General features: G+C 52.6%; 20 protein-coding genes and 2 pseudogenes. 12 read left to right on the plus strand and 10 right to left on the minus strand.

Annotated features, from left to right (window positions below):
- Positions 1-40 precede the first annotated feature (40 nt).
- From EAH77_RS18740 to EAH77_RS18755, 4 genes are all read right to left on the minus strand, one after another.
- Complete coding sequence (locus EAH77_RS18740) at positions 41-511, minus strand: RrF2 family transcriptional regulator (RefSeq protein ID WP_140474343.1); 471 nt, start codon at positions 509-511, stop codon at positions 41-43.
- A gap of 210 nt (positions 512-721) precedes the next feature.
- Positions 722-1,285, minus strand: a complete 564-nt coding sequence (gene cybB, locus EAH77_RS18745) for a cytochrome b561 (RefSeq protein WP_140474344.1) — start codon at positions 1,283-1,285, stop codon at positions 722-724.
- A gap of 161 nt (positions 1,286-1,446) precedes the next feature.
- Positions 1,447-2,769 carry an ABC transporter substrate-binding protein gene (locus tag EAH77_RS18750; protein ID WP_241673492.1) on the minus strand — a complete coding sequence of 441 codons (1,323 nt, stop codon included), beginning with the start codon at positions 2,767-2,769 and terminating at the stop codon, positions 1,447-1,449.
- Positions 2,762-4,384 (minus strand): methyl-accepting chemotaxis protein, encoded by a 1,623-nt coding sequence (locus EAH77_RS18755; RefSeq protein ID WP_140474345.1) that lies wholly within the window; start codon positions 4,382-4,384, stop codon positions 2,762-2,764. The genes EAH77_RS18750 and EAH77_RS18755 overlap by 8 nt, the downstream gene beginning before the upstream one ends.
- Positions 4,385-5,634: 1,250 nt before the next feature.
- Here EAH77_RS18755 and parA point away from each other — a divergent pair.
- The 3 genes from parA to EAH77_RS18770 all read left to right on the plus strand — a co-directional run bounded on the left by parA (position 5,635) and on the right by EAH77_RS18770 (position 8,804).
- The gene (parA, locus tag EAH77_RS18760; RefSeq protein WP_140474346.1) at positions 5,635-6,261 is read left to right on the plus strand and encodes a ParA family partition ATPase; all 627 of its coding nucleotides are present in this window, start codon (positions 5,635-5,637) and stop codon (positions 6,259-6,261) included.
- The gene (locus EAH77_RS18765) at positions 6,258-6,473 is read left to right on the plus strand and encodes a plasmid partition protein ParG (protein WP_140474347.1); all 216 of its coding nucleotides are present in this window, start codon (positions 6,258-6,260) and stop codon (positions 6,471-6,473) included. Before parA ends, EAH77_RS18765 begins: the two co-directional genes overlap by 4 nt.
- A gap of 1,341 nt (positions 6,474-7,814) precedes the next feature.
- Positions 7,815-8,804: a replication initiation protein gene (locus EAH77_RS18770; RefSeq protein ID WP_140474348.1), complete on the plus strand. Its 990-nt coding sequence runs from the start codon at positions 7,815-7,817 to the stop codon at positions 8,802-8,804.
- A 151-nt stretch (positions 8,805-8,955) separates the two neighbouring features.
- Here the strand turns inward: EAH77_RS18770 and EAH77_RS18775 are convergent, their stop codons facing one another.
- Positions 8,956-9,174, minus strand: a complete 219-nt coding sequence (locus EAH77_RS18775) for a DUF7661 family protein (RefSeq protein WP_140474349.1) — start codon at positions 9,172-9,174, stop codon at positions 8,956-8,958.
- A gap of 311 nt (positions 9,175-9,485) precedes the next feature.
- Between EAH77_RS18775 and EAH77_RS18780 the strand changes: the two are divergent.
- The 5 genes and pseudogenes from EAH77_RS18780 (at position 9,486) to EAH77_RS18800 (ending at position 15,034) form a co-directional block, all read left to right on the plus strand.
- Positions 9,486-11,089, plus strand: a pseudogene (locus EAH77_RS18780) (ABC transporter substrate-binding protein).
- 79 nt (positions 11,090-11,168) lie between these two features.
- A complete protein-coding gene (locus EAH77_RS18785; protein ID WP_140474350.1) occupies positions 11,169-12,128 on the plus strand; it encodes an ABC transporter permease in 960 nt (319 codons plus the stop codon).
- Entirely contained in the window at positions 12,128-13,069 is a 942-nt protein-coding gene (gene opp4C, locus EAH77_RS18790) for an oligopeptide ABC transporter permease (RefSeq protein WP_161985828.1), read from the plus strand. Before EAH77_RS18785 ends, opp4C begins: the two co-directional genes overlap by 1 nt.
- 4 nt (positions 13,070-13,073) lie before the next feature.
- On the plus strand, positions 13,074-14,069 hold the full coding sequence (locus tag EAH77_RS18795; protein ID WP_140474352.1) for an ABC transporter ATP-binding protein: 996 nt from the start codon (positions 13,074-13,076) through the stop codon (positions 14,067-14,069).
- Entirely contained in the window at positions 14,066-15,034 is a 969-nt protein-coding gene (locus EAH77_RS18800; RefSeq protein WP_140474353.1) for an ABC transporter ATP-binding protein, read from the plus strand. The genes EAH77_RS18795 and EAH77_RS18800 overlap by 4 nt, the downstream gene beginning before the upstream one ends.
- Here the strand turns inward: EAH77_RS18800 and EAH77_RS18805 are convergent.
- Positions 15,026-16,441: a PTS transporter subunit EIIC gene (locus EAH77_RS18805; protein WP_140474354.1), complete on the minus strand. Its 1,416-nt coding sequence runs from the start codon at positions 16,439-16,441 to the stop codon at positions 15,026-15,028. The two genes, EAH77_RS18800 and EAH77_RS18805, sit on opposite strands and share 9 nt — an antisense overlap.
- Positions 16,442-16,769: 328 nt before the next feature.
- Between EAH77_RS18805 and EAH77_RS18810 the strand changes: the two genes are divergently transcribed.
- The gene (locus tag EAH77_RS18810; RefSeq protein WP_140474355.1) at positions 16,770-17,969 is read left to right on the plus strand and encodes an enolase C-terminal domain-like protein; all 1,200 of its coding nucleotides are present in this window, start codon (positions 16,770-16,772) and stop codon (positions 17,967-17,969) included.
- Between the two features lie 5 nt (positions 17,970-17,974).
- On the opposite strand, the gene EAH77_RS18815 is transcribed toward EAH77_RS18810, so the two are convergent.
- Positions 17,975-18,697: a GntR family transcriptional regulator gene (locus EAH77_RS18815; protein ID WP_140474356.1), complete on the minus strand. Its 723-nt coding sequence runs from the start codon at positions 18,695-18,697 to the stop codon at positions 17,975-17,977.
- 226 nt (positions 18,698-18,923) lie between these two features.
- Positions 18,924-19,124, minus strand: a pseudogene (locus EAH77_RS18820) (autotransporter outer membrane beta-barrel domain-containing protein); the annotation flags it as partial.
- A 315-nt stretch (positions 19,125-19,439) separates the two neighbouring features.
- Between EAH77_RS18820 and EAH77_RS18825 the strand changes: the two are divergent.
- Positions 19,440-20,651 carry an MFS transporter gene (locus EAH77_RS18825; protein ID WP_140474358.1) on the plus strand — a complete coding sequence of 404 codons (1,212 nt, stop codon included), beginning with the start codon at positions 19,440-19,442 and terminating at the stop codon, positions 20,649-20,651.
- A 48-nt stretch (positions 20,652-20,699) separates the two neighbouring features.
- On the plus strand, positions 20,700-21,320 hold the full coding sequence (locus EAH77_RS18830; protein ID WP_140474359.1) for a TetR/AcrR family transcriptional regulator: 621 nt from the start codon (positions 20,700-20,702) through the stop codon (positions 21,318-21,320).
- Between the two features lie 56 nt (positions 21,321-21,376).
- Here the strand turns inward: EAH77_RS18830 and EAH77_RS18835 are convergent, their stop codons facing one another.
- Both EAH77_RS18835 and EAH77_RS18840 read right to left on the minus strand, forming a co-directional pair.
- Positions 21,377-22,699 (minus strand): 6-phospho-alpha-glucosidase, encoded by a 1,323-nt coding sequence (locus EAH77_RS18835; protein WP_140474452.1) that lies wholly within the window; start codon positions 22,697-22,699, stop codon positions 21,377-21,379.
- Positions 22,699-24,333 carry an alpha-glucoside-specific PTS transporter subunit IIBC gene (locus EAH77_RS18840; RefSeq protein ID WP_140474360.1) on the minus strand — a complete coding sequence of 545 codons (1,635 nt, stop codon included), beginning with the start codon at positions 24,331-24,333 and terminating at the stop codon, positions 22,699-22,701. The genes EAH77_RS18835 and EAH77_RS18840 overlap by 1 nt, the downstream gene beginning before the upstream one ends.
- Positions 24,334-24,643: 310 nt before the next feature.
- Here EAH77_RS18840 and EAH77_RS18845 point away from each other — a divergent pair, with 310 nt between their 5' ends.
- Positions 24,644-25,348: a GntR family transcriptional regulator gene (locus EAH77_RS18845; protein ID WP_140474361.1), complete on the plus strand. Its 705-nt coding sequence runs from the start codon at positions 24,644-24,646 to the stop codon at positions 25,346-25,348.
- The last annotated feature ends 81 nt before the right edge of the window (positions 25,349-25,429 follow it).

A 25,429-nucleotide genomic window follows, 5' to 3' on the forward strand; every position in this document is an offset into this window, starting at 1 on the left:
GCCTGAATGGCGTGGCTATGCAAGAAAATGAGACGCAGCGTTATTTATCGACCGTCGCATCCTGCGGTTCACTGGTACAAACGCGCTTATCGTTACACTCGAACTGCGCCAGCGCATCCGCCACGGTATGACGGGCCAGAACTTCCAACGATGCCTCTTCCGCTTCATTCACTACCGATTTGAAATACCAGCAGGCATTGGCACTGACCAAACAACGCGCCGGAACTTCGGGGCGAGCGGCCCAAATACGTTTGTCGTCAATAACGGCGGTATAGATGTCACGCAAAGTAATTTCGTTGGCCGGACGACCGAGATGGATGGAACCAGTACGGCCCAGTGTCGAAACGATAATGCCACTGCGGGTCAGCGGGACCATCAGTTTGCGGATAAAACTCGGGTTAGCTTCCAGACTGGCGGCCAGAACCGCACTGGTGGAGCGTATGCCTACCTTCTCGGCTACGGCGACGCTGAGTACCATTTGCATTGCTGTCGGAAAGCGAAAATCTAACATGTCATTGTCCTGAGAGACGAAGTTCTTAGGGTTAGCTGGCGGTGGAAAATGCCAGAACGATGAACGTCAATAGGCAATAATATAACAAACACTGTTGCATTTTTGAAGTTTAGCTCTGCCGTTGCGCACAGATTGACCATAGTTCCCATGATTTTTGTGAGGTTGGGCAATAGAAGGCACTTTATTGCCCGCGTACTCTCCGCAATACCTTTATCGATTGGGAAAACGCTCAGAATCCTTTTTCGCTTTCCCTGGCATCATGCGCAGTAGCGCATTATCCCGCAGGATATAGTGGTGAAACAGTGCCGCCGCCGCGTGCAGGCCAATCAGATAGTAGCCGGTATTGGCGATCAGCTCATGCAGCCCTTTAAGCTGTTTTTGCATCGCAATATCGGGCACGACACTTTCCGGCATCTTCATGCCAAACAGCAGCCACTCTTCACCGCTGTAGTACATCGATAAAATTCCGAGTACGGGCAAACTGATGAACATCAGATAAATCAGACCGTGTGCGCCGTTCGCGGCCAGGCGCTGCCAGTTCGGTTCTGGTGGCATAATAGCCGGCGTTACATACATGGCTTTTACCAGCAGGCGAACCACCATCAGTACCAGAACACTAAAACCCAGGCTGTAATGAACTATGTTGAAGTATTCGCGCCCCGGCGTGCCTTTAGGCACAAAACCTTTCAGCTCCATCGAAGCATAGGTGCAAACCACAAGGATGAAAACCAGCCAGTGAAGAACAATCTGAGGGAGGGCATATTTCGTGCGCATGGTAAACTCGATCGGTGTAGAAGTTAATGGCACCTTAACCGTAAAGACTTAAGGCGACATTAAGAGTGCAGCTTTGCCGGTCTTTTTATCACAGCACAAGATTCTTGGATTTTGAGATTACAGGATTCTATAATCCTGTAATCTTTTGATTGCGATGAGTATTACTTCGCGGTGGCTTGGTATATTGCCGTTACTGCCTGTTGGTTAGCCGTCAACGTCTCATCGACCGTCATTTTACCCTCCAGCAACGCCGAAACGTTTTTCCCCACGGCATCCCCCATCTGGTCAAAGCCTGGAATACTGACGTATTGCACCCCCTGATAGGGCACCGGGAAGAGCGTCGGTTCTTCCGGTGTCGCACTCTCCACCGCCTCTTTCACCCGTGCAGAATAGGGGGCCAACTTTTGATAATGCGGTTCGGCATAGGACGAATAACGGCTTCCGGGTGGAATCGCGCCCCAACCTACCGTATGCGCCACTTCCTTTATATACGCCTGCGACGTCGCCCAACTGATAAACACTTCCGCATCAGCTTTATGCCCGGCACTTTGCGGCACAGCCAATGCCCACGCCCAAAGCCAGTGAGAACCGTTTGACGTGATCCCCGTTGGCGCTGGAGCGTAGGCGACATTATCCGCCACCATTGAGATCTGCGGGTTAATAACCATACCTGCGGCCACAGTGCTGTCGATCCACATGGCACACTTGCCTTGCGAAAACAGCTTCAGGTTCTGACCAAAGCTGTTGGATTTCGCATCAGGAGGGCCGAAGTTTTGCATCATAAACACGTAATCTTTCAGCACACTACGCCACTCATCGCTGTCCAGATGCGGTTTCCAGTCAGCGTCAAACCATTCAGCGCCATAGGCATTTGCCATCGTGGTCAGGAAGGCCACGTTATCGCCCCACCCTGCCAGCCCGCGTAGGCATAATCCGTAGACCCCGTTGGGTTTGTCCGTTAACGCCGCCGCCAGCGTTTTTACTTCATCCCAGCTGGGTTGCGCAGGCATAGTCAGTTGTTTGGCGGCAAACAGGTCTTTGCGATAATAAGTCATGCTGCTTTCACCATAAAACGGCAAAGCGTAAAGTTTATCCTGCCAGGAAAGTGCACTGCGAATGGGTTTGAGCAGGTCGTCAACGTTGTAATCCGCCGGTAAATTATCCAGCGGCATCAGCCAGCCTTTCTTGCCCCACAGCGGAGCTTCATACGTACCAACCGTGATCACATCGAAATTAGCCTTCCCACTGTTCATATCACTGAGCACCTGTTTACGCAGCTCACCATCATCCATCACGTGCCATTCGAGTTTTATATCGGGATGGGCTTTCTCAAAACTGGCGGAAAGCTGCTGCATAATGGTCATATCACCGTTGGCAATGGTGGCGATTTTCAGTGTCGTGGTGGCCTGAGTGGTAAAGCTCAGCCCCAATAACATGACAGGCAAGGCGCGCAGCCACGGCCTGATTAGCGAAAATTCAGACATTAACAGACTCCAGAATGACCGCATGTGGCTGGCGATTGTGTGATGCCTGGCGTTGCTTTGAAGGCTGGGGCGGTGTGGGACGCAAGTGGAAAAAGGCCATTTTCTCAACCAATCGCGCAGCGTGGTCGTTCACCGTCTGGCTGGCGGCGGTAGCTTCCTCAACCAGCGCGGCATTTTGTTGCGTTGCGCCGTCCATCTGTACTACCGCCAAATTCACCTGCTCAATACCGCTGGACTGCTGTCTGCTGGCAACGGCGATATCCGCGACGTATTCCACCATTTTCGCCATGCCACCGTTGATTTCATTGAGTGTTTCACCAGAACGAAGCACCAGCTTGCTACCGGCATCCACTTTACTGACGCTGGCCTGAATTAAGATCTTAATTTCCTGTGCCGCTTTAGCCGAACGCTGTGCTAATTGCCGCACTTCTGATGCAACTACCGCAAACCCCCTCCCCTGTTCCCCGGCGCGTGCCGCTTCAACCGCCGCATTCAGTGCCAGTAAGTTGGTCTGGAAGGCAATTTCATCAATCACCCGGTTGATATCACCAATTTTTTTGCTCGACTCTTCGATGTCGCGCATTGCCGTTACCGCATTGGTGAGTTCGGCACTGCCGCGCTGAGCCTGTTCACGCACATTTTGCGCAAGCTCACTGGCCTGTAAGGCATTTTCAGCATTAAATTTCACCGTCGCCGTCATCTGTTCCATGCTGGCCGCCGTTTGCTCGAGCGAACTGGCCTGAGAATGTGTACGCGCAGAGAGATCATGATTGCCATCAGCCATCTGACCTGCGGCTGAACTCAGCGCCACGGCACTTTCCCCCACGTCACGCACGATGGATGAGAGCCGGGCATCCATTTTTGCCAGCGCCTGCATGAGTTCGCCCATTTCGTCGTGCGGGATGGCACCCATATGATGGTTCAGGCCACCGGCGGAAATAGACTCTGCCAGACGGCGTGCTCGTTGAATGGATGCCGTCAGTGAACGGATTAACAGCCCGCCGGTAATAAATGCCATCAATAGCCCGCCAGCCAGAATAGCGGCCATGCTGTTACGCATGGTGGCATAGGCTGCCGAACTGTCAGCATAGTTACGCTCAGCATGCTGACGCATCAAGTTATCCAACCCATCAATATTCTGTTGAAGTGCCAGGCTTCCGGTGCGCAGACGGGTTTCAATGATCACAAGCGCCCCGGAAGGATTACCCGAGGTCAGTAACGCACCGGCATCAGTCAGCGCCGTCTGGTATTGCGTCAGATTATTAATAAAATCATTGCGCAGTTTTTCACTGCCTGGGATAGCGAACGTAGCCTGATAAGATTTTTGTTCGGCCACAATCTGTTTGCGGTAATGGTCAATTTGCTGCATTCGCAGGCTGACTTCATCGCTGTCAGTCCAGTAGCGCAACGTTTCAAACAGCGTTGCTGATTGTAATTGCGCTAAACGGTAGAGTTTTGAGGAATGCTGCAACGGAAGCAGTTCTGTACGGTAAGTGGATATTGCACGTTGATCCGCTGCACGCAATCCAACAATTCCCCATACCGTTGCCACCGCTAACAAAATGCACAACAGGCCAACAATTCCCGTTAGTCGCGCGCGAATGGTTAATCGCATAACACCCCCAGAAAAACGATAGGACTACAGGCAGGCGGTAGCGTGGGAAAGCAACATGCGATCGCCCTGAAGATAGTTCTATCGGCAAGTGGTGGATAAACTTTATGCAACGAAAATAATTAAAATAAGGATGGTAATCATGGAATTACAGAATCCTGAAATCACATGATATCAAGATACAAGGACGCTCATATCCTCGCATCTCAAAATCTCAAGATTCACAGATTCACAGATTCACAGATTCACAGATTCACAGATTCACAGATTCACAGATTCACAGATTAGTACAATTCAAGAATCCCAGAATCACTGAATCACTGAATCACTGAATAGTTAAATATTTCTCTGGTACGCTTATTCAGAGCTAAGCCCGGGGTAAAGGAAATAACCATCCCGGGATTCTATAATCCTGGAATATAAAGTCTTCCACCTTCCACCACACCGATAACTCGCGAGGTATGATTTTTTGATTTTGAAAAACAATCTCAGGATTACATGATTATGGGATGTAATCCTGAGGTCCTGAGGTCCTGAGGTCCTGAGGTCCTGAGGTCCTGAGGTCCTGAGGTCCTGAGGTCGTAGGATTGTAGGATTGTAGGATTGTAGGATTGTAGGATTGTAGGAGTAATGCTATCAGGATTCGCTGACCCTTGTAATCCTAAGAAGGTAAGAATCCTGCCACCATAAAATCTCAGGATTACAGAATCCCTGTATTCTGAGATTCGCTACGGTAAGCATCAAGGAATCCCAGAATCTTAGTACGCCAGTATCCGGGTATCTTGCCAGGCACAAGTGAATATAATCATTCAATCCTGATACTTTATAATCCCTGGATTTCTGAATCCTTGAATCCCTGAATCATTTTGTATTGTGATTCAGACTTCGTACGAGCATCCCGCCTGGTCAGACTCAATCCTGACGGCTGACAGAATCGTGGAGCCATGTGATCTTTATACGACTCAATCTAACCTTAATAAAATTCATACTCAAAAATCCGGCAAGGGCTACTTATGGAAGAGCACGTTGTGAAATCTCAGGATTATGGAATCCCATGATTTTGAAATCCTTAAATCCAATGATGTTGAAATCCTGAGAGGCAGGCACTATAGTAGCTAGAATCACGAGATTCATGGATATAAGAATCACAGAATCCTAAGATGACAAGATTGTAAGCGTTATTTATCTTGTCATCTTAGGATTTAAAGATTACAGGATTATACAATCCAATAATTCATCACCAAGAGGTTGTTATGGCAGCGAAAATAATTTCCTTCCTGAACGGGAAGGGCGGGGTAGGGAAAACCACAACGTCCATTAACATTGCAACCTGTCTCGCCAGACAAGGACATAAAGTGGTGATGGTAGATACAGACCCTCAGGGAAGCATCAGTAACTGGTACGACGAAAGTAAATGTCAGTTCGACCTGGCCGAAGCCGCATCGGAAAAAGAAGTGTATACCGTAAGAAAGCAGCTGAAAGAGTATGACTATGTGGTCATAGACGGGGCTGCCGCTATTTCAGCCATTTCATCTGCTGCTGTCATGGTCAGCGACCTGGTGCTTATCCCTGTGACACCTTCACCCCTGGATTTTGCCGCATGTGGCGCAATTCTGGCCGTTGTTGAAGCTCGCGAAAATCTTCAGCCTATCATTGCCCGTTTTCTGATCACCAAGAAGGTGGCTTCCGCGAAGATGCTGGAAGTACTAAAAGCTTCCATCGCAGATACCGGTGTTCCTGCATTGCGCACAGGTACGACTCAGCGTCAGGTTTATGTGCGGACCATGATGGATGGCGGGACAGTCTTTGATACCTCAGATGGCAATGCGAAAGGCGAGATTGAAATCATGACCAAAGAGATCACGGAGTTGCTGAAATGAAAATGAAACTGGGCCAACACCGACAGCTAAATAGCGCACTTGAAGCAGTATCAAAGCCTCCGGCAGCCGTGAAAAAGCTGCAAACCAATATCGATGAAGATCTGCACAAGCGATTTAAGACCAGTTGCTTCCTGCAAGATAGAGAAATGAAAGATGTGCTGACTGAGCTTATAGAAGGCTGGTTAGTGCACAATGAACGTGGTCAAGCATAAGTTCAGAATCACATTGCCGGTTACAGTAGTGACCGGCATGCCAGTCCAACTGAAATCCATAGCGCTTTGCTAATTTCCCCGATCTCCCGTTTTTTCCCTTCGGATCTTAAGATCTAATAACGTATTTGTTTCTTTTTAAGTTTAAACTTTTCTCTTTAGCACTGCTTTTAACCCTTATATTTCATACTGTTGCGCGTCCTATCGTGGAGTCATTTCCTGTCCTGTGTGGAGATCATTCCTGTTGAATGTGGATCCTTTTCCTGATCAATGTAGAGTTTTTTCCTGTGGATAAAATCCTGGCCGATCATAAACTTATCTATGTGGAAGAATTTTCTGTTGATAACTTTAGCGGCAATTGCCAGTGCCTTCCAGAATCTAGCAGATAGTCTGTTACTTAACACGGTAATGCGAATATGTGACGCAGGAAGGGCCTTCTGGCAATCAAAGGTGGAAAGATTTCCTGTGGTGCTTTTCTTATGTCGACCTAATGTGGAGACATTTCCTGTGACAGCGTCACACGACTCAGATTACTAAAAAGATTAGTTTGCGGTACTTAAGTGGAAAGATTTCCTGTCCGCGTAAATGAAAATACCATGTGGAGGTTTTTCATGTTCTGGAAGAGATCTCTGCCGAGTACAGGATTGGCTTACGTTTACCTCTAAATCATCCACTTACTGGTGTTGTGACGCTGTCACATTTTTATATGTGGAAAGATTATCTGATCCCATTACCGGTATTCAATGTGGAGTTATTTCCTGTTCGAACTCAACCTGTTCACCGGCATCCCTCTGTTTTAGCGGCTCCGGCTGCGCATATGTGGAAAGATTTCCTGTATTTTACTCTTATGTGGACAGATTACCTGTATGCCGTGCGTAGCGTCTTATGTGGAAACTTTTCCTGCATCCTGGACGGTTATGTGGAGAGATTTCCTGCTAATGGCCCCTTTAAGTGAAGGCTTACCCTAAGGAGATAGCGTAAAAACGGTTTGAGAGGTCGATCACAAAACAGGATCCTTCGGTTTAAAGGCTATATGTGGAAAGATTTCCTGAAAAAAGCAAAAAAGGAGAGGGAATAGGTTAGTTGATCTCCTGCAGCCAAAGCGGGAACATATAAATACATTATGTGGAGTTTTTTCCTGTTGAATGACGGGCTTGATGAGAAGAGGATCCTGGCCAGATAACGTGGATGAAAAATCTTATGTGGAGTTTTTTCCTGATCGTGTTCTTGAGTAACCATCATAACTATATGATTTAAAGGCAGTAAATAGTGATTATTTTTACTTTACGCCACTAATTTATATGTGGAATAATTTATCTACATTCCACCTATGGATCCTGCGACATGGAACTCAACAAACTGACCGTTGTTCAGGGAAACGACCTCCTTGAAGGCGCGTATAGCGTCACGCTGGATGAGATGCGGTTACTCAATTTGGCATTAGCGCAAATTGACAGCCGGAAACCCCAGCCTGACACCCTCTATCGACTTTTCCCTCAGGATTATCAGCGGATCTACGGTGTGAACCCCACCAGCAGCCACAGGCAGCTGCGAGAGGCCGCTGAAAGCCTGATGAAAAAGCCGGTAACCATCTACAAGCCTGACACCAAAACCGGCAAGATTCGCACAGTACAGCTCTCTTGGTTTTCCCGCCTTGAGTACGTAAGCAGCGACGACCACAGCGCTGTGGTATTACGGTTTGGTCAGGATGTGGCTCCTTATCTCTATGAATTAAAAGAATCTTTCACCAAATTGAATTTCGCGAACATCGCCAAGCTTGATACGCCATTCTCCGTGCGTCTGTATGGCTGGCTGATTAAAGCCAAGAATCTCTATGGCCGGCGCAGCGGGAAGGCCATTGAAGTGACGCTGGATCTCAACTGGATGCGCGAAAAGGCCGGGCTGGCGGGGAAGTATGAAGATTACCGAGACTTCCGTCAGAAGCTGTTGGAGCCCACCATAAACCGCATTAACGCCAATACGGACATCTCCGTCGTGTGGGAGCCGGTAAAGCAGGGCAGAACCGTGGTATCCGTCAAATTTGCCTACGTTGATGAGTCAGCGCCTGAGGCCAGCAAGCCTTTGCGTCCACGTTTACCGCGTCGCCCGCGTGCAGTGGCTGGTTCTCAACTTGAAGGGGACTGGGCACGCCGCTGTATCGTTATCTTTGAAGATTACCGAATCAAATTAGCCGCTTATGACGTGGATGATAAGGCCGCGCTGCTTGACCTGCGTAAGTTGGCGGGCTGGTATAAGGTGATCGGGGATAAGAACAAACAGAAAGAGGTTTTGGCGGAAGTCAGCGCCCGCAGTAAAAAAGGCAGCGCCAAGTAGTCTGCTATGGCGGGGCACTTATCGGCCACTCCTCGTCATTCCATTTCGTAACCCCCTAAAAACAAGCATGTTCTCCCTGGCAGGGGAGACTAGATCACTGTTTTTACGGGCCACAAAAGTTAGTGAGCACTTACTGGGTGAGAGCAGGAAATCATTCCACCTTTAGTACATCAGGGTGTTTCTCCGTGGCGGCCTCATGAAATATATCGCCCAGATAGGTCGCGATCTCATGTTCTTCGATAAAGTCTGGGATCACCACCTGATGGTTTAGTGAAAACTTTCTTTCCGGTAGCGTAACGTTGAGTACCTGCCACTGCCCGCCAACTTTCTTCACGCCAAGCAGGCGTCCGAATACGTTGTAGATCATCATGACCCGCTCCTTGATGACGAGAAAATGGATGCTGCAACTTCCTTCACACTAAAGCATAACCTGCCACGGTCGTCATCTTATCCAGCGAGTTGCCAGTACAAATTAGCTATAAGCCATAATTTTTCGTTGTTAGACAAGCCGAAAACGCAACCTTACTCTTTGTCACGTTTTGTAAAATATCCTGCAAATCCCTTGATGAGGAACGTCTTTTGGCAAAGTCACTGCAAAATCCTAATACCTGCGGGTTATCACCCTTTACGCCGCTGAAGATCGCGCTTTTGTGCGGATCGATTTTATTCTCTTCCGGCAGCATGGCTGACGAGCTGCTCAAAGAGGGAGTCACCCCCGCGACGGATGCCAGCCAGATCCCGGCATCGGCTCTCTTGCGTAAAGACACTGTGGTCGCTGGTATCTCCGAACCGCAGGGAATTTTCAACCCGTATTTCTTCGTCAATGGTTGGGATGAAAACGTCACCAATGTGATCTTTGCCCGACTGATAGACTGGGACAGTCACGGCGAATCCGTTCCCGGCCTGGCCGAAAGTTGGACCATCAGCCCGGATGGAAAAACCTACACCATCAAACTGCGGGCGGGCCTGAAATTCAGTGACGGATCTCCACTCACTGCCGAGGACGTTGCTTTCACGCTGACTGTGCTTTATGACCCGAAATATGACGGTGATACCGATATTTCGCTGGCGCACATTGTGGGCGGTGACGACTATAAGGCCGGAAAAGCCGACAGTGTCAGTGGCCTGAAAGTGTTGGATCCGCAAACCCTGCAGGTGACCACCCGCGAAGAGGGCGCCACCACATTGCAAAAAATCGGCGGGCCGGTGTTGTCGAAAGCTTACTACGGCAAAGGCTACAGCCGCGGCAACCTCGACACCTTACGCACGCTGCATGGAAAACCGCTGGGTAACGGGCCCTATATCTATGACAAATACATTCCCGGCCAGGAGATCCGCTTCCACGCCAACCCGAACTACTACAAAGGTGTGCCACCAACGCCGCGCTTTATCTATCGCGTGACCAACCCGTCCACCAACTTCCAGCTATTCCAGACCGGCGAAACAGATTACGACGCCTTTACCTCGCGCCCGGATGATATTGAACAGCTGAAACTGCTCGGCTTCGCCAACATCAATCTGTACGGATCGAGCGATTACAGCGAAATTGAATTCAACTTCAGACGTCCGGCCCTGCAGGATGTGAAAGTCCGTCAGGCGCTGATCTACGGTCTGGATCGCCAGAAGCTGATTGACGTGGTCTATCAGGGCTACGGCTCCGTAGCCAATGAACCTATCGCGCCAATTTCCTGGGCTTACAATGCTGAGGGCGTTAACCCATATAAATACGATGCGGCACAGGCGAAGAAACTGCTCGACGAAGCGGGCTGGAAAGTGGGTGCTGACGGCATTCGTGAGAAAGACGGTAAACGTCTGGAACTGACACTGCTGGTCAGCAAAAAAGTGCTGAACGACGCGTTAATCCCCATTGCCAAAGAGAACTACCGCCAGATTGGCGTGCTGCTGAAACCGCAGGTGTGGACTTCAACGCGCTGATGTCACAACGTAAATCTGGTAATTATGACCTGGCTTCCTTCAGCACCAGTACCCTTAACGACCCGCACGATGGCGTATGGGATTTCTACAGCACCGAAGCGGCAACCCGTGGCGGCTACAGCAATCTGCAGGTTGATAAGCTGATCAATCAGGGCAACGCCGAGCTGGATATCGAAAAACGTAAGCCGATCTACCACCAGCTGTATCAGGTGCTGGCCAATGATCCGCCAGTGATCCTGCTGGCTAACCGTAAAATTCTCTCTGCCAGCAGCGCTCGTGTGACCGGTTTCAAACCGGATATCTATAACGGCCTGACCGGCAGCCTGCCGGATGTCAAAATCGTTAAATAACAGTGTCCCGAAGTCTTATTAAGTCATCAGTAACCAAGCCGCTGCCGGGAAGTTTTCCGCCAGCGGTGATGAGAAAGTCATGAGAAATTTTATCCTGCGGCGACTGCTGCAAACAATCCCGATGCTATTTCTGGCCTCGCTGTTGATCTTCATGCTGTTTGCCCTGACACCCGGCGATTTTATTGACGGCAACGTTACCCTGACGGCTCAACGCGCCGCTGAGCTTAAAGCGCTGTATGGTCTGGATCAGCCGCTGCTTAGCCGCTATCTGCATTGGCTTGGCCAGTTATTACGCGGCGATCTGGGGTTTTCGCTGCAATACCAAATCCCGGTCAGCCAGTTGCTCAATCAGTACATCTGGAACTCATTCCTGCTGGCGGTGATTGCCATGATCCTTTACTGGGGCATCGCGCTGGCGGTCGGTATTGTTTCGGCCATGAAACCCTATTCACTGTTTGACCACGGCGTCAGCGTGGTGATCTTTGCCGCCATGTCCTTCCCAACCTTCTTCCTGTGTCTGCTACTGATCAAGTGGTTTGCGGTGGATCTGCACTGGTTGCCGGTAGGCGGCATGACCAATACCGGCAGTGACGCCACGGGCTGGGCCTGGGTGATGCAGGTTGGCGCGCATCTGATCCTGCCGGTGCTGGCGCTGGTGATGTTACAGGCAGGCAGCCTGACGCGTTACTTCCGCGCCAGTATGCTGGACGTCGTGCGTATGGACTTCATCCGCACCGCGCGCGCCAAGGGCCTGCGTGAACGCACGGTTATCCTCAAACATGCGCTGCGTAATGCGCTGTTGCCGATCATCACCCTGTTAGGGTTCGAGCTGCCAGGGCTGTTTTCCGGGGCGCTGATCACTGAAAAAGTCTTTAACTGGCCGGGTGCCGGTCATATCCATATCGATTCACTGGCCGCGCGCGACTACCCGGTGCTGATGGGTTTTACGCTGTTTCTGGCGGTGCTGACCATTCTGGGCAATTTGATTGCCGACGTGCTCTATGCCTGGGCGGATCCACGGATCCGGGTGAGGTCCTGATGCTGAGTTCTCTGTTTTCCACCCAACGCCGCCTGCGCAAAGCGCAAATACCGGTGCTGGCACAGGTGACACCATCGCCGTTACATCAGGCCTGGAAGTCGCTGCGCCGCAACCGTCTGGCGATGTTCTGCCTGATCCTGTTAGGGGCCATGGCGCTATGGTGCATTTTCGGCCCGATGTTTTCGCCATGGCGCGATGAAGCGACTGACGCACTGATGATCAACAAAGCCCCCAGCGCGCAGCACTGGCTGGGCACTGACTTTATTGGCCGCGATATCTACACCCGCTTACTGCTGGCGGGGCGCATCTCGCTCATCATCGGCCTGCTGACCATGCTGTTGTCCGTGACGCTCGGCTATCTGCTTGGCGCACTCTCAGGCTATGCCGGCGGATTAACCGACCGGCTAATCATGCGTTTTGCTGATCTGATGATGACTATTCCCAGTTTGCCGCTGCTGATCGTGATGGGCGCGATGCTGGCCGAGCTGGATTTCTCGCCGGACTCGCGGGTTTACATGGTGATTGTGATGCTGAGCCTGCTGGAGTGGCCGAAGCTGGCGCGTCTGGTGCGCGGGCAGATTCTCTCCCTGCGCGAACGCGACTTTATGCTGGCGACGCAGGTGCTGGGGTTATCCGCCCGCCGCAGGATTTTCGGTCATCTGCTGCCCAATACGGTGCCGATTTTGGTGGTCATGGCCACTATGGCCGTGGCCAATGCCATTCTCAGCGAATCCGCCCTCAGCTATCTGGGTCTGGGCGTGGTGCCGCCAATGGCATCCTGGGGCAACATGATGGACGCCGCCAACAGCCTGATCGACTTTCAGCGCCGCCCGTGGTTGTGGATGCCACCGGGTATCGCCATCTTCCTCACCGTGGTGGCGATTAACGTGCTGGGCGACGGTCTGCGCGATGCCCTCGACCCAAAAATGAAGCGAGGCTGACGCTATGACTCAACCTTTAGTGAGATTTAACCGCCTGTCGCTGTCGTTTGCCAGCGATCAGGGCCGGGTGCGCGCGGTGCAGGACGTCACTTTTGACGTGATGCCCGGCCAGACGGTGGGCATTGTCGGTGAATCCGGCTGCGGAAAAAGCGTTACCGCTATGTCCTTGATGGGCTTGCTCCCGCCACAGTCAGCGCATATCGACGGCGGGGAGATCCTGTTCGACGGACAGAACCTGCTGACCCTGCGCCCGTCGCAAATGGCGGATTTACGCGGCAACCAGCTGGCGATGATCTTTCAGGAACCGATGAGTGCGCTCAACCCGGTGCTGACCATTGGCGAACAACTGGTTGAGCCGCTGATCCGCCACCTTGGCGATGCACCGAAAACGGCGTGGCAGAAGGGCATGGCATTACTGACGGAAGTCGGGCTGGCGCGCGCTGACAGCCTGATGAACAGCTACCCGCATCAGCTTTCCGGCGGCATGTTGCAGCGGGTGATGATCGCCATGGCGCTGAGTTGTAAACCAAAATTACTGATTGCCGATGAGCCGACCACTGCACTGGACGTCACGGTGCAGGCGCAGATCCTCACGCTGTTACGTGAACAGGCAGAGCGCCAGCAGATGGCGCTGATGCTCATCACCCACGATTTGGGCGTGATAGCCCAGATGGCGGATCACGTGGTGGTGATGTACGCCGGGAAAGTGGTGGAGCAGGGGCCGGTGGCCGATGTGCTGCGTCACCCGCTGCACCCTTACACGCAGGGGCTGATTGCGTCGCGCCCGGTGCCGGGAGAGCGTCGTCGGCGTCTCTACTCCATTCCGGGGCAGGTGCCGGATCTCGCCGCCTTGCCGCCGTATTGTGCATTTACTGACCGCTGCGTCAAAGCCACTGACCGTTGCCGTCAGGGCATTCCGCCGCTTACCGGCCAGCGTCGACAGGCCGCCTGTTTTTACAGCGGGCTGACGGCGGTTCCTGAGGCAGGGTTACAACGATGAATACAGAATACTTAGTCGAGGTCGAAGGCCTCAAAAAGCATTTTCCGTTCCGCGATGGCCTGTTCGGGCAGGAAACCGGTCAGCTGCGCGCGGTGGACGGCGTCAGTTTCAATATCCGCAAAGGATCGATTTTCGGTCTGGTGGGGGAGTCGGGCAGTGGGAAAACCACGGTGGGCAGAACCCTGCTGGGTCTGTATGAAAAAACCGCAGGCAGCGTGAAATTCCGCGGTGTGGATTTACAGTCGCTCAGACCTAAACAGATGACCGCGCTGCGCCCGAAAATGCAGCTGGTGTTTCAGGACCCTTACAGTTCGCTCAACCCGCGTATGCGCATTGGGGGCTCTATCGGCGAAGCGATGCTGGCTCACAAGCTCTGTTCTGCGACAGAACTGCGCGGCAAAGTTGAAGAGGTGATGAAAATCTGCGGGTTGTCGCCGCAGCACTACAACCGCTTCCCGCACGAGTTTTCCGGGGGGCAGCGCCAGCGGATTGGTATCGCGCGGGCGCTGATTCTACAGCCGGATTTTATCATTGCAGATGAACCTATTTCAGCGCTTGATGTGTCGATTCAGGCGCAAATCATCAACCTGTTCTCTGACCTGCGTGATGACCACGGCGTGACGTTTCTGTTTATCTCCCACGACCTTGGCGTGGTAGAACACCTTTGCGATGACGTGGTGGTGATGTACCTCGGGCAGATTGTGGAAACCGCTGACCGCGATACCCTGTTCCGCCAGCCGTTGCATCCTTACACCCAGGCTCTGCTGGCGGCAGTGCCAACGCTCGACCCGGACAGCGGACCTGTCGCGATGGCGCGGGGTGAAATCCCTGACCCGTCAAAACCGCCAACCGGTTGCCGTTTTCACACCCGCTGCCCGCAGGCAACGGAGCGCTGCCGGGGCGAAATTCCCCTGCTACGCGATGTCGGCGAAACTGGTCATCGCGTGGCCTGCCACTTAGTGTGAATCCTGAGATGCAATAATCTTAGGATTTGGTGATTCTGTGATTCTATCACCCCGAACTACCAGCATCCAGGTGAGCGTAAAGGAGAGGACCAGCGCAAGGGTGACGCCCATCAGGATGTAGATAAAGTAGGGGCCGATATAAGCGGGCAGACTGAAGATGCTCGACAAAATATAGCCGTACAGCCGCACGCCGAAGAAGGCGATAAAAGCCGACGCAATGGAGCTGCTGATGGTGGTGGCGATGAAGGCTTTCTTGTAGCGGGTCAGCACGCCGAACAGCGCCGGTTCGGTGATACCGAGCAGGCCGGAGACCGCCGCCGACAGCACCAGCGTTTTCTCTTCACGGGTTTTGACGTGGAAGTAGATAGCAAAGGTGGAACCGGCAATCGCCATGTTAGCCATGAACATCATGGGCATCAGCATGTCCCAGCCTTGATCGGTAAAGTTCTGCAAGGCGATCGGCGTCATGGCGTGGTGCATGCCGGTGAGAATCGCTACAGGGCGGATGGCCCCGACCACAAAACCTGCGAACACCGACGAAATATCAAACATCCCCTGAATAAAGAACGCCAGCAGCTTGCCGAGGTAAATCCCGGCGGGGCCAATCACCGACAGCGACACCAGTGCGGCGATGAAAAGCGTCAGCGTCGGCGTAAATACGGTTTTCAGCACGTCCGGCATGATCTTATCCACCCAGCGGTGAATATAACTGAGCGCCAGCACCGAGAAAATCACCGGGATCACGCTGGCCGAATAGTTAAAGACCGAAACGGGGATCACATCCATAAAGTAGATGGCGCTGGCAGCACCCGGCGTATGGGTAGCCAGGGCTTTGGCCGCGTCAATCAGCGTCGGGTACATCAGACAGGCGGCCACGGCGGCAGCCAGATATTCGTTAGTTTTGAAGATCTTCGCGGCTGAGACCGCCAGGAAAAACGGCAGGAAATAGAACACGCCGCTGGCAATCAGATCAATCACCATCACCGTGTCACTTTTCGCGGAGATAATCTTTAGCGCGATAAGCCCGGCCAGCAGGCCTTTGATCATCCCGGCGCCAGCGATGGCGGGGACGATGGGGCCAAAAACGCCGGAAACAGTGTCCATAAACAGCGAAATTAGCCCTTTGCGGGGGCGGGACGTGTCCGTGGCAGTAACGGTGACCGGTGACAGATTATCGATAATTACCTGATACCATTCATTCACTTTCGGCCCGATGATGATTTGTACCTGGCCGCTTTGACTCTGCGCACCCAATACACCTGGCAGGTTTTTTATTTCCTGCCACGCGACTTTATTTTCATCAATTAAATCGAAACGCAAACGCGTCATACAGTGCCAGACTTTATTAATATTTTCGGGTCCGCCGACAAGCTGAATAATCGCCTGCATGGATTCTGTTTTTGCCATAAAAACCTCTGAGCCAAACGCATATTATTATCAGATGAATAGCGTTGAATACTAAAGGTCAAAACCTTAAAAAACAAACCAATAAAACATGATACTCATCACATAACCGCAGCTATAAAGCCCTGTTTATGCCATCTCAACTCAATTGGTCTGGTTTTTGTTGCCTTTATGTTTGTGAAAGTGAACCACTGAAAATCATTAAATTTTAAGGTTTACAACGCGCATGGAAATAGGGTGAAATCGATGCCATCGAATTATTTTTCATTATTTTATACCTGCGAATATTCAATATTTATTGCGGTTAATGCAGGCGCTTAAGGAAAATTTTATGCAACCGACGATCATTAAAAATATCGACTGCCAGATAACCCGTCCCGATCGCCATAATCTGGTGGTGGTCACCATTGAAACTGACAAAGGCGTTACCGGCTACGGTTGTGCGACGTTCCAGCAACGGCCACTGGCGGTAAAAGTGATGGTGGATGAGTACCTGAAGCCACTGCTGATCGGCCGCGACGCCAACCATATTGAAGATTTATGGCAGATGATGACGGTCAACGCCTACTGGCGTAACGGACCGGTGATGAATAACGCGGTGGCCGGCATTGATATGGCGCTGTGGGACATCAAAGGCCAACTGGCGGATATGCCGCTCTACCAGCTGTTTGGCGGGAAATCCAAAGACGCGATCACTGCCTACAGCCACGCGGCCAGCGACACGCTGGAAGGTTTATATGCCGAGGTAGACACATTGCTGGCGCAGGGTTACCGCCATATCCGCTGCCAGCTGGGCTTTTACGGCGGCAATGCCGAAGATTTCCACTGCACCCGCTCGCCGACCGAAGGGGCCTATTACGATCAGGATCAGTACATGGACAACACGCTGGCGATGTTCAAAGCGCTGCGTGAAAAGTACGGCAACCGTTTCCACATTCTGCACGACGTTCATGAGCGGCTGTTCCCGCAACAGGCGTTGCAGTTCGCCAAGCAGGTTGAAGTGTACCGGCCCTATTTTATCGAAGATATTCTGCCGCCGCAGCAGAACGAATGGCTGGAGCAGATCCGCAACCAGACCGCCGTACCGCTGGCGACCGGTGAGCTATTTAACAATCCGGCCGAGTGGAAGGATCTGATCATCAACCGCCGCATTGATTTCATCCGCTGCCACGTGTCGCAGATTGGCGGCATTACGCCGGCGCTGAAACTGGGGACTTTCTGTCAGAGTTTTGGTGTGCGTCTGGCCTGGCACTGCCCGCCGGACATGACGCCCATCGGCGCGGCGGTGAATACGCATCTGAATATTCATCTGCACAATGCGGCTATCCAGGAGTTCGTGGCCTATCCGCAAAACACGCAGCGCGTTTTCCCGGATTCCGTCGCGCCAGAAGGTGGCTATTTCTATCCGATTGAGAAAGCCGGTATTGGCGTTGGCTTTGATGCCGGGGCGGCAGCAGAGTTTCCGGTGGTCTACCGGCCGCATGAGTGGACGCAAAGCCGATTGCCGAATGGGGCGATTCATACCCCTTAACGAAATCAGGTCTGGCGAAAGGCCAGATTGTCCTGATTGAACGGGATGACGTAGGTGCAGGAGTAGTCGATGTCGATGATATCGCTGAAGGCGTAAACCCGGCCGTCGTGCAACATTCCACGGTTGAGAATGTGCATGGCGGCCACGCCTTTTTTACAGCCGAGCAGTTCCGCCTGCGCCTTAGTCACATTCACCGCATCATAGTGGGTGAGGGAGTGTGAAATACGGTAGCCCTTGCCGAGCACGTACTGCTGGATCGAGCTTTCAATCACTTTCTGATTCAGGTCGGTAAAATCGCGAAACGGCATTCTGGCCTGCTCAATTTGCACCAGCCGCTGATTCACCGCCCGCAGGCGGCAAAACGCCCAGATAAAATCCTCCCCGGTCAGACCGAAGATCTGTTGTTCCTCCTGATCCGGGCGGCGCTTGTGCAGATTCAACATACGAAAACTGATCTGCGCGAATTTCTTCTCGGTGATCGAGTTATAGACCAGCGGATTACGGCTGATTCCAGGGTTAATAAAGATCCCCGAACCCTGCACGATGCGCACCGCGCCGATATCCACCAGCTTCTCCAGCGCCTTGCGCACGGTAAAGCGTGACGCGCCATACTCCAGTGCCAGCTGGCGTTCCGGCGGTAACTTCTGCGGACGCTGATCTTCGGGCAGGGCGCTGCGCTGATAGATTTTGCTCAGTAAATCCTGGGCAATAAATTCCTTCTTTTTCATAGCATCAACTCCTTACAGATAGCCATTGATCAGCGCTTTCGTGGCGACTGTGATCTCTACATCAAAAACAGTGAGATATCGGAAATTCATTCGATCAGCGGCGGCAGAATATGTGCGACGTATAAAAAAGTCCAGTGAACGCGCTCACGGCACTGGCCAATGAAAAAAGGCGCACCCTGAGGATGCGCCTTGTTGTTTCTAAACCGATGTCACAATGGGTTCTCTTTCACCAGGTGTAAGTGACCCCGGTGCTCACGCTCCACGGGCTGTCGGTGCCTGTGTCGCTGCTTTTACTGGTGTTGCTTCCCGCCACGTAGGCACCGAAGTTCTTGCGCAGTTTGTATTCCATGCCCGCGCTGACTTTGATGCCATCGCCTTCAACATTGTTGTCAAAAGAGACGTCGTTGATATTGATGCTGTTGTTGTCCGCAAACTCTTCCGAATTTAATTAAATTATTTACCGTCCATTATTGTTTTTTAGTTACAACATACTTATACGTGGAATGATTTCCTGTTCGTGCATCTTGCCAGTATTGGCATTTTGTCTTAGCCGCAAATGCTCTCTGTACCTGCCTGACAGGCAAAAACAGTCGCAGGTCAGGCTACTTCTGGTTTAGCTAAAATGCGTCTAAATAATATCGTAACGATCACTACGAAATTGGTTGACGGCGTGAGCGCAATCACGTTTTATAGCCACATTACACCTGCTCCATTCACTTATAAAAATATCAGGACAACCATCATGACTGAGTGCCCATCGCTTGACGCCCAGCCGCACACTTCCTCTTTCCAGCGCTGGCTGGGAGTGTTTTCATTGGCCTGCGGCACCTTTGTGCTGATCAATACCGAATTCCTGCCCATCGGTTTGCTGACGCCCATCGCCCGTTCGTTAAATGTCACCGAAGGGCAGGCTGGTCTGGCCGTTATGCTGCCCGGTGTGGTGGCCGCTCTCTCGGCCATCCTGCTTATCCTGTTTTCCCGCCAACTGAACCGCCGTACGTTGCTGCTGACGCTCTCGGGGCTGCTGATTTTCTCCAATGCGGCCGCCATGCTGGCACCTTCGTTCAGTGTTTTGCTGATCGGACGCATTATTCTCGGCGTGGCAGTGGGTGGGTTTTGGTCGTTTGCCATTCCGGCCGGGCGACGCCTGGTCTCCGATGCGCAGGGCGCACGGGCTATCTCGCTTATCAGCGCCGGTGTGGCGATTGGTACCGTGGCCGGGGTGCCCGCTGGCGCCTTTATTGGTGAGCTCTATGGCTGGCGGATGGCTTTCACCCTCAATACCGGACTGGCGGTGGCCGTATTTGTGCTGCAATGGGCGACGTTACCTTCGTTGCCAGCCAACCAGTCTATGAACGCACGGACTCTGTTCAGCGTGGCGAAAATCCCCGGAGTACGTTATGGCTTAATCATTGCGCTGTTTATGGCTTCGGCTCACTTCTCGGCTTATACCTACCTTGAGCCATGGTTACGTTTTCAGGTGCGCCTTGCCCCTTCTGACTTATCATTATTGCTGATGGCCTATGGCGCTGCCGGGCTGATTGGTACGTTCCTTACCGAAGTTACTGTGCGTGAGTTTGGCGTGAAACGAACGTTTTTAGTCAATATGTTATTACTCGGCGTGGCGGTGTTTGCGGCATCACAACTCAGCGCCAGTACGGTTACGGCATCGTCGCTGGTGGTTCTGTGGGGGCTGGCCTTCGGTGCACTGCCGGTCTGTCTGAATATCTGGTTATATCAGGCGGCCCCGTCTATGTTTGAAGCGGCTTCTGCGCTGACGGTCTTTATTTTCCAGATTGCCCTGGCCAGCGGCGCTTTCTTCGGCGGCATCCTGGCAGATACTCAGGGCACCAGCAGTTCCTTCGTGCTTGGCGGAAGTCTGGCATTGCTGGCGGTGGTGACGATTTTCCTCACCCGCCCGCAGTCCGTCACGCGGGTTGTTCCGCTGGAGTAACAGTGAGCGGCTTGCTGCAATAAGCCGCATCTCTTAGAATCGGTTGTCATGAAAACAGATAAACCTTCCACCTCCAAAGCGCGCGGCCGGCCGCGCTCTTTTGACCGCGATACTGTACTGGAACGGGCCATGCGCCTGTTCTGGTCGCAGGGCTATGAAACCACCTCCATGGCCGAGCTGCTGGCCGAGATGCAGGTCACGCCGCCCAGTATTTACAGCGCATTTGGTGATAAAGAGGGACTGTTTTTACAGGCGATTGAGCGCTATAACCACGGCCCCGGCAGTTATCAGCAAGCAGCCTGCAAAGAAGAGACCGCCAAAGCCGCTGTCAGTCGCATTCTGCATGAAGCGGCCCGCTCGTTTGTCGATCCGCAAACCCCTCTGGGTTGTATGCTGGTGGTTTCGACGGTGAATTCATGCCCGGTCTCTTCGCCGGTGCAAAAGGCGGTGAATGCGGCGCGTCATCAGTCTGAATGTGTGCTGAAAGCACGTATTGAGCAGGGGATAAAAGACGGTGATGTCCCCGCCACGGCTGATGCCTCGGGTCTCGCCAGCTTTTTCGGCACGCTATTAAACGGCATGTCGATCAAAGCCAAAGAGGGGGCGACGGAGCAGGAGATGCTGGCGATTGTCGAAAACGGCCTGCGGGTATGGCCTGACGGCAAGTAGCAAAATGAATTAAAAAAAACGGCGCACTTTTTAAGGTGCGCCGTTTTTTGTGGGCGTTATTTCAGTTCCGGCCAGTAGTCCTTATTGGCTTCAACCAGGTCATCAAGAATGGCTTTGGCGACCGACGCGCTCGGCACGGTTTTCGACAGCGTGATGGCCTGCCACAGTTTCAGGTAAGACTTCTCAACCCACGCCTCCACCACCAGTTTCTCCACCGCCACCTGCTGGCTCATCAGCCCATGCTGGAACAGCGGGATCTTGCCGACGGTCAGCGGCTCCGGCCCCTTGCTGCCGACCAGACACGGAATTTCTACCATCGCTTCCGGGTCGAAATTATTGATAGCCCCCTGATTCGGCACAATCAGCAGCATTCTTTCCTGCGTGTTGAAGGCAATCGCCGTGGCGAGATCGACGATATATGACGCATGTTCATCAATTTCCAGTTCACCCGCCGAAGATTTACCGGCCTGCGTAATGGCGGCGCAGGAGCTGAAAACGTGCTTCTCGCGGTGCTCCATCACTTCGTTGGCGCGGGTGTGCTCGGGGTTAGCGTGCGCCACCACGTAGTCCGGGTAGAGGTAATATTTCAGGTAAGTGTTCGGGAACGTCGACGGGTCCAGCGCCCAGACGTCCTTAGCTTTGGCAAAAGTGTCGTTCCAACTGGCCTCGACGCCCGGTTCGTCCGTTGGCGGCACATAACCGTGTTTAGCCACGTGTTCGCGGATTTTTGGCATCAAATCGTTGCCCTGTAAATCCTCAATCGACGTCCACCAGCCAAAGTGATTGAGCCCGTAGTAGCGCACGCGCATCTCTTTGCGGGATTTAAGCCCTGCTATCTGCGCCATGCGGCCTTCAATGCCAATCGGCATATCGCAGATGTTGAGGATTTTTGAGTGCGGGCGTAAACGGCGGGTGGCTTCAGCCACAATCGCCGCCGGATTCGAGTAGTTGAGCATCCAGGCATTCGGCGAATATTTTTCCATGTAATCGACAATTTCCAGCACGCCGCCAATCGAACGCATTCCGTATGCAATCCCTCCAGGGCCGCAGGTTTCCTGGCCAACCACACCGTGGCGCAGTGGGATTTTTTCATCTTTTTCGCGCATCGGATATTTGCCGACGCGGATATGTGCCATGACGAAATCGACATCGGTAAAGGCCACTTTTGGGTCGGTGGTGTAGCTGAATTCAATCTCCGGCGCCTGCTCTTTGAGGATCACTTTGCACGCCTCGGCCACGATCTCCTGCCGCGCGCCGTCGTTGTCATAAAACTTGATGGCCCGCAGGGGGAATCTCTGCTGATTAGCCAGCAACATCAATACAATACCCGGTGTAAACGTACTGCCACCGCCTGCCACGACTACTGAAAATTTCTTCATCATACTGCCTCCGTAAGGGATGATTCTGTCGGGGTAGGTCCCCCGGTTTTGGATGGTGTAACCTGCGTTTCTTTCATCAGGGCTTCAATCTTGTCCCGTACCTGGGGTACGTGCAGGCCGACAATGATCTGGATGCCGTTGCCGCGCCGCACGACGCCGTGTGCGCCGAGGGCTTTGAAGATTTCGTCACTTTGCGTCAGTGCCATATCGCCAAGGGTGATACGCAGGCGGGTGGCGCAGTTGCTGAGATTCTGGATATTGGCCGCGCCGCCCAGCGCGCTGAGGATCCCGGCTGCCGGGCTTTGTGCTGTATCGGTGACGGTACTGTTTTTACGCGCCAGATAATCCGCTTTGTTGTAGAGCTTGATTTCGCTCTCTTCACGCCCTGGCGTTTTCAGGTTAAGACGCAAGATCAGGGTGCGGAATACCAGGAACCACACGCCGGTAAACACCAGACCGATGCCAATCTGCTTGAACATCATCGAGGCATGGTTGTGGTACATCGGGATCCAGTTCTGCGGCAGGAACTGGTCGAGCAAGCCGCCACCCATATTGCCGACCACGCCCGCCATATACATCAGGGTTGCCATGGTGGCGGAGAGCAGGGCGTGGACCGCGAACAGCAGCGGTGAAATAAACAGGAAAGTGAACTCCAGCGGTTCGGTGATGCCCACCAACATGGCGGTGAGGGTCGCCGGGATCAGCAGTCCTGCCACCTTGACCCGGTTTTCCGGTGCCGCCGTGGCGTAAATCGCCAGTGCGATACCGACTGAACCGAAGACTTTTGAATTGCCGTGCAGCGCGAATCCGCCCTGCGGGAATAAGGATTTCAGCGGTTCGGTACTCTGGCTGAAGGCTTGCAGATGTTCAGCCCAGTAGACCTGAATGCCGCCTTCTACCGCGGCGGGGCCGAAAATAAACGGGCCGTAGACGAAGTGGTGCAGGCCGGTTGGGATCAGGATGCGTTCAAGGAAGGTGTAAACCCACACGCCAAGCGCGCCGGAAACCAGCATGAAGTGTTGCATCGACAGGATGCCCATCTGCACTTTGGGCCAGACCAGCAGCGTTACCCAGGCGAGGGGGATCATCAGCAGGAAAGCCACAATCACCACAAATGAGCTGCCCTGGAAAATACCCAAAAATACCGGCAGCTGTTTATCAAATAAATGATTGTGAATTGAGGTAACGACACCGGAAATAATAATCGCGCCGATAATACTGGTATCAAGGGTTTTAATTCCGGCAATCATTGCCAGACCACTTTGCCCTCCGGGTTCCGCATTAAAATTAACGCCGAAATAATCGCCCCAGGTCATTCCCATGGCATTAATTAAATAATTCCAGGTCATAAAACTGACCAGCGCGGCCAGACAGGCACGCCCCTGAGCATGTTTCGCCAGGCCAATGGGCAGGCCGACGGCGAAAATCAGCGGCATATTACGAAAGACCGTCCATCCACCTTCTTCAATAATATGAACAATTTGAGCAAATAAGCTGTCAGGATGGGTGAGTGACTCACCGACAAACATCGGGTTTTGCAGCATGATGGCGATCCCCACCACCATGCCTGCAAACGGAAACAGCAGCACGGGCGTAAACATCGCACCGCCAAAACGTTGAATTTGACTGAGCATAAATTATCCTCATATTACTTCCGGGTCAGAGTTCTTTTAATGGTCTATTTGTTGGCATCTGTTGTTTTATTTCTGATCAGAGAGTAGGAACAATAGAAAATAAGTTCGCAGAGGGATTTATCAATTCGTGATCGCATTCATGCTTTTTATGCAGGGCAAGTGATCTACATTTGGCGTGATTTGTATACACTGAAAGAAGTCAGAGCATTTTGGCCGTAAAAATTCAGCATAAAACTGAAGTTTTTCAGCCCCCTGATTACGTTCAAACGGGTTGTCCCGGTACTTTCTCCCCCTAAAAAGAGGTCTGCCAGTGATCTACAAAATCCTTGCCGAACGCTTACGAATTCGCATTAATTCTGCCGATTACGGCGTGGGAGACGCATTGCCAAGTGAGAAAACACTGGCCGCGGAATTTGGCGTATCGCGTATGACCCTGCGCAAGGCGGTGGATCTGCTGGTGGAATGGGGGCTGGTGCGCCGCCGTCACGGCAGCGGAACCTATGTGGCTCAAAAAGATGTACAGCATGAAACACGCGGGCTGATGGGGTTTTCTGAATTAATGAAACAGCTGGGGCGGCCGACGGTCAGTGAAGTACTGGAGTTCCAGCTGATGGGCGCACCCCCGGCGATTGCCAGCCAGCTGCGTATCAAGACCGACGAACGTATCTACTACTCCCGCCGGGTGCGCTCAGTGGAAGGAAAACCGCTGGTGCTGGAGGACAGCTATATGCCTTGCCGGTTGTTTGGCAACCTGTCGGTGGCCCATCTTGAAGGCTCTAAATTCACGTATATAGAAGATGAGTGCCATATTTGCATTGCCGGGAATTACGAAAGTTTCAGTCCGATCCTGGCCGACAGCACGGTGGCCGCCTTGCTGCATGTGCCGGAAGGCACGCCGCTGCTGCGCCTCACTTCACTTTCTTACAGTGATACCGGTGATTACCTGAATTACTCGGTGATGATCCGCAACGCCAACGAGTACCACGTGGACTACCATTTGCAGCGCGCCAAATAATTCCTCCCGCCGCGCAATTTTTTACAATCCAGCCCCCGGCGGACATGCGCATACTTGCCCATCATCATGACAAAACACCTG

The sequence above is a fragment of the Ewingella americana genome (assembly GCF_006438725.1).
Taxonomy (GTDB): Bacteria; Pseudomonadota; Gammaproteobacteria; order Enterobacterales; family Enterobacteriaceae; genus Ewingella; species Ewingella americana_A.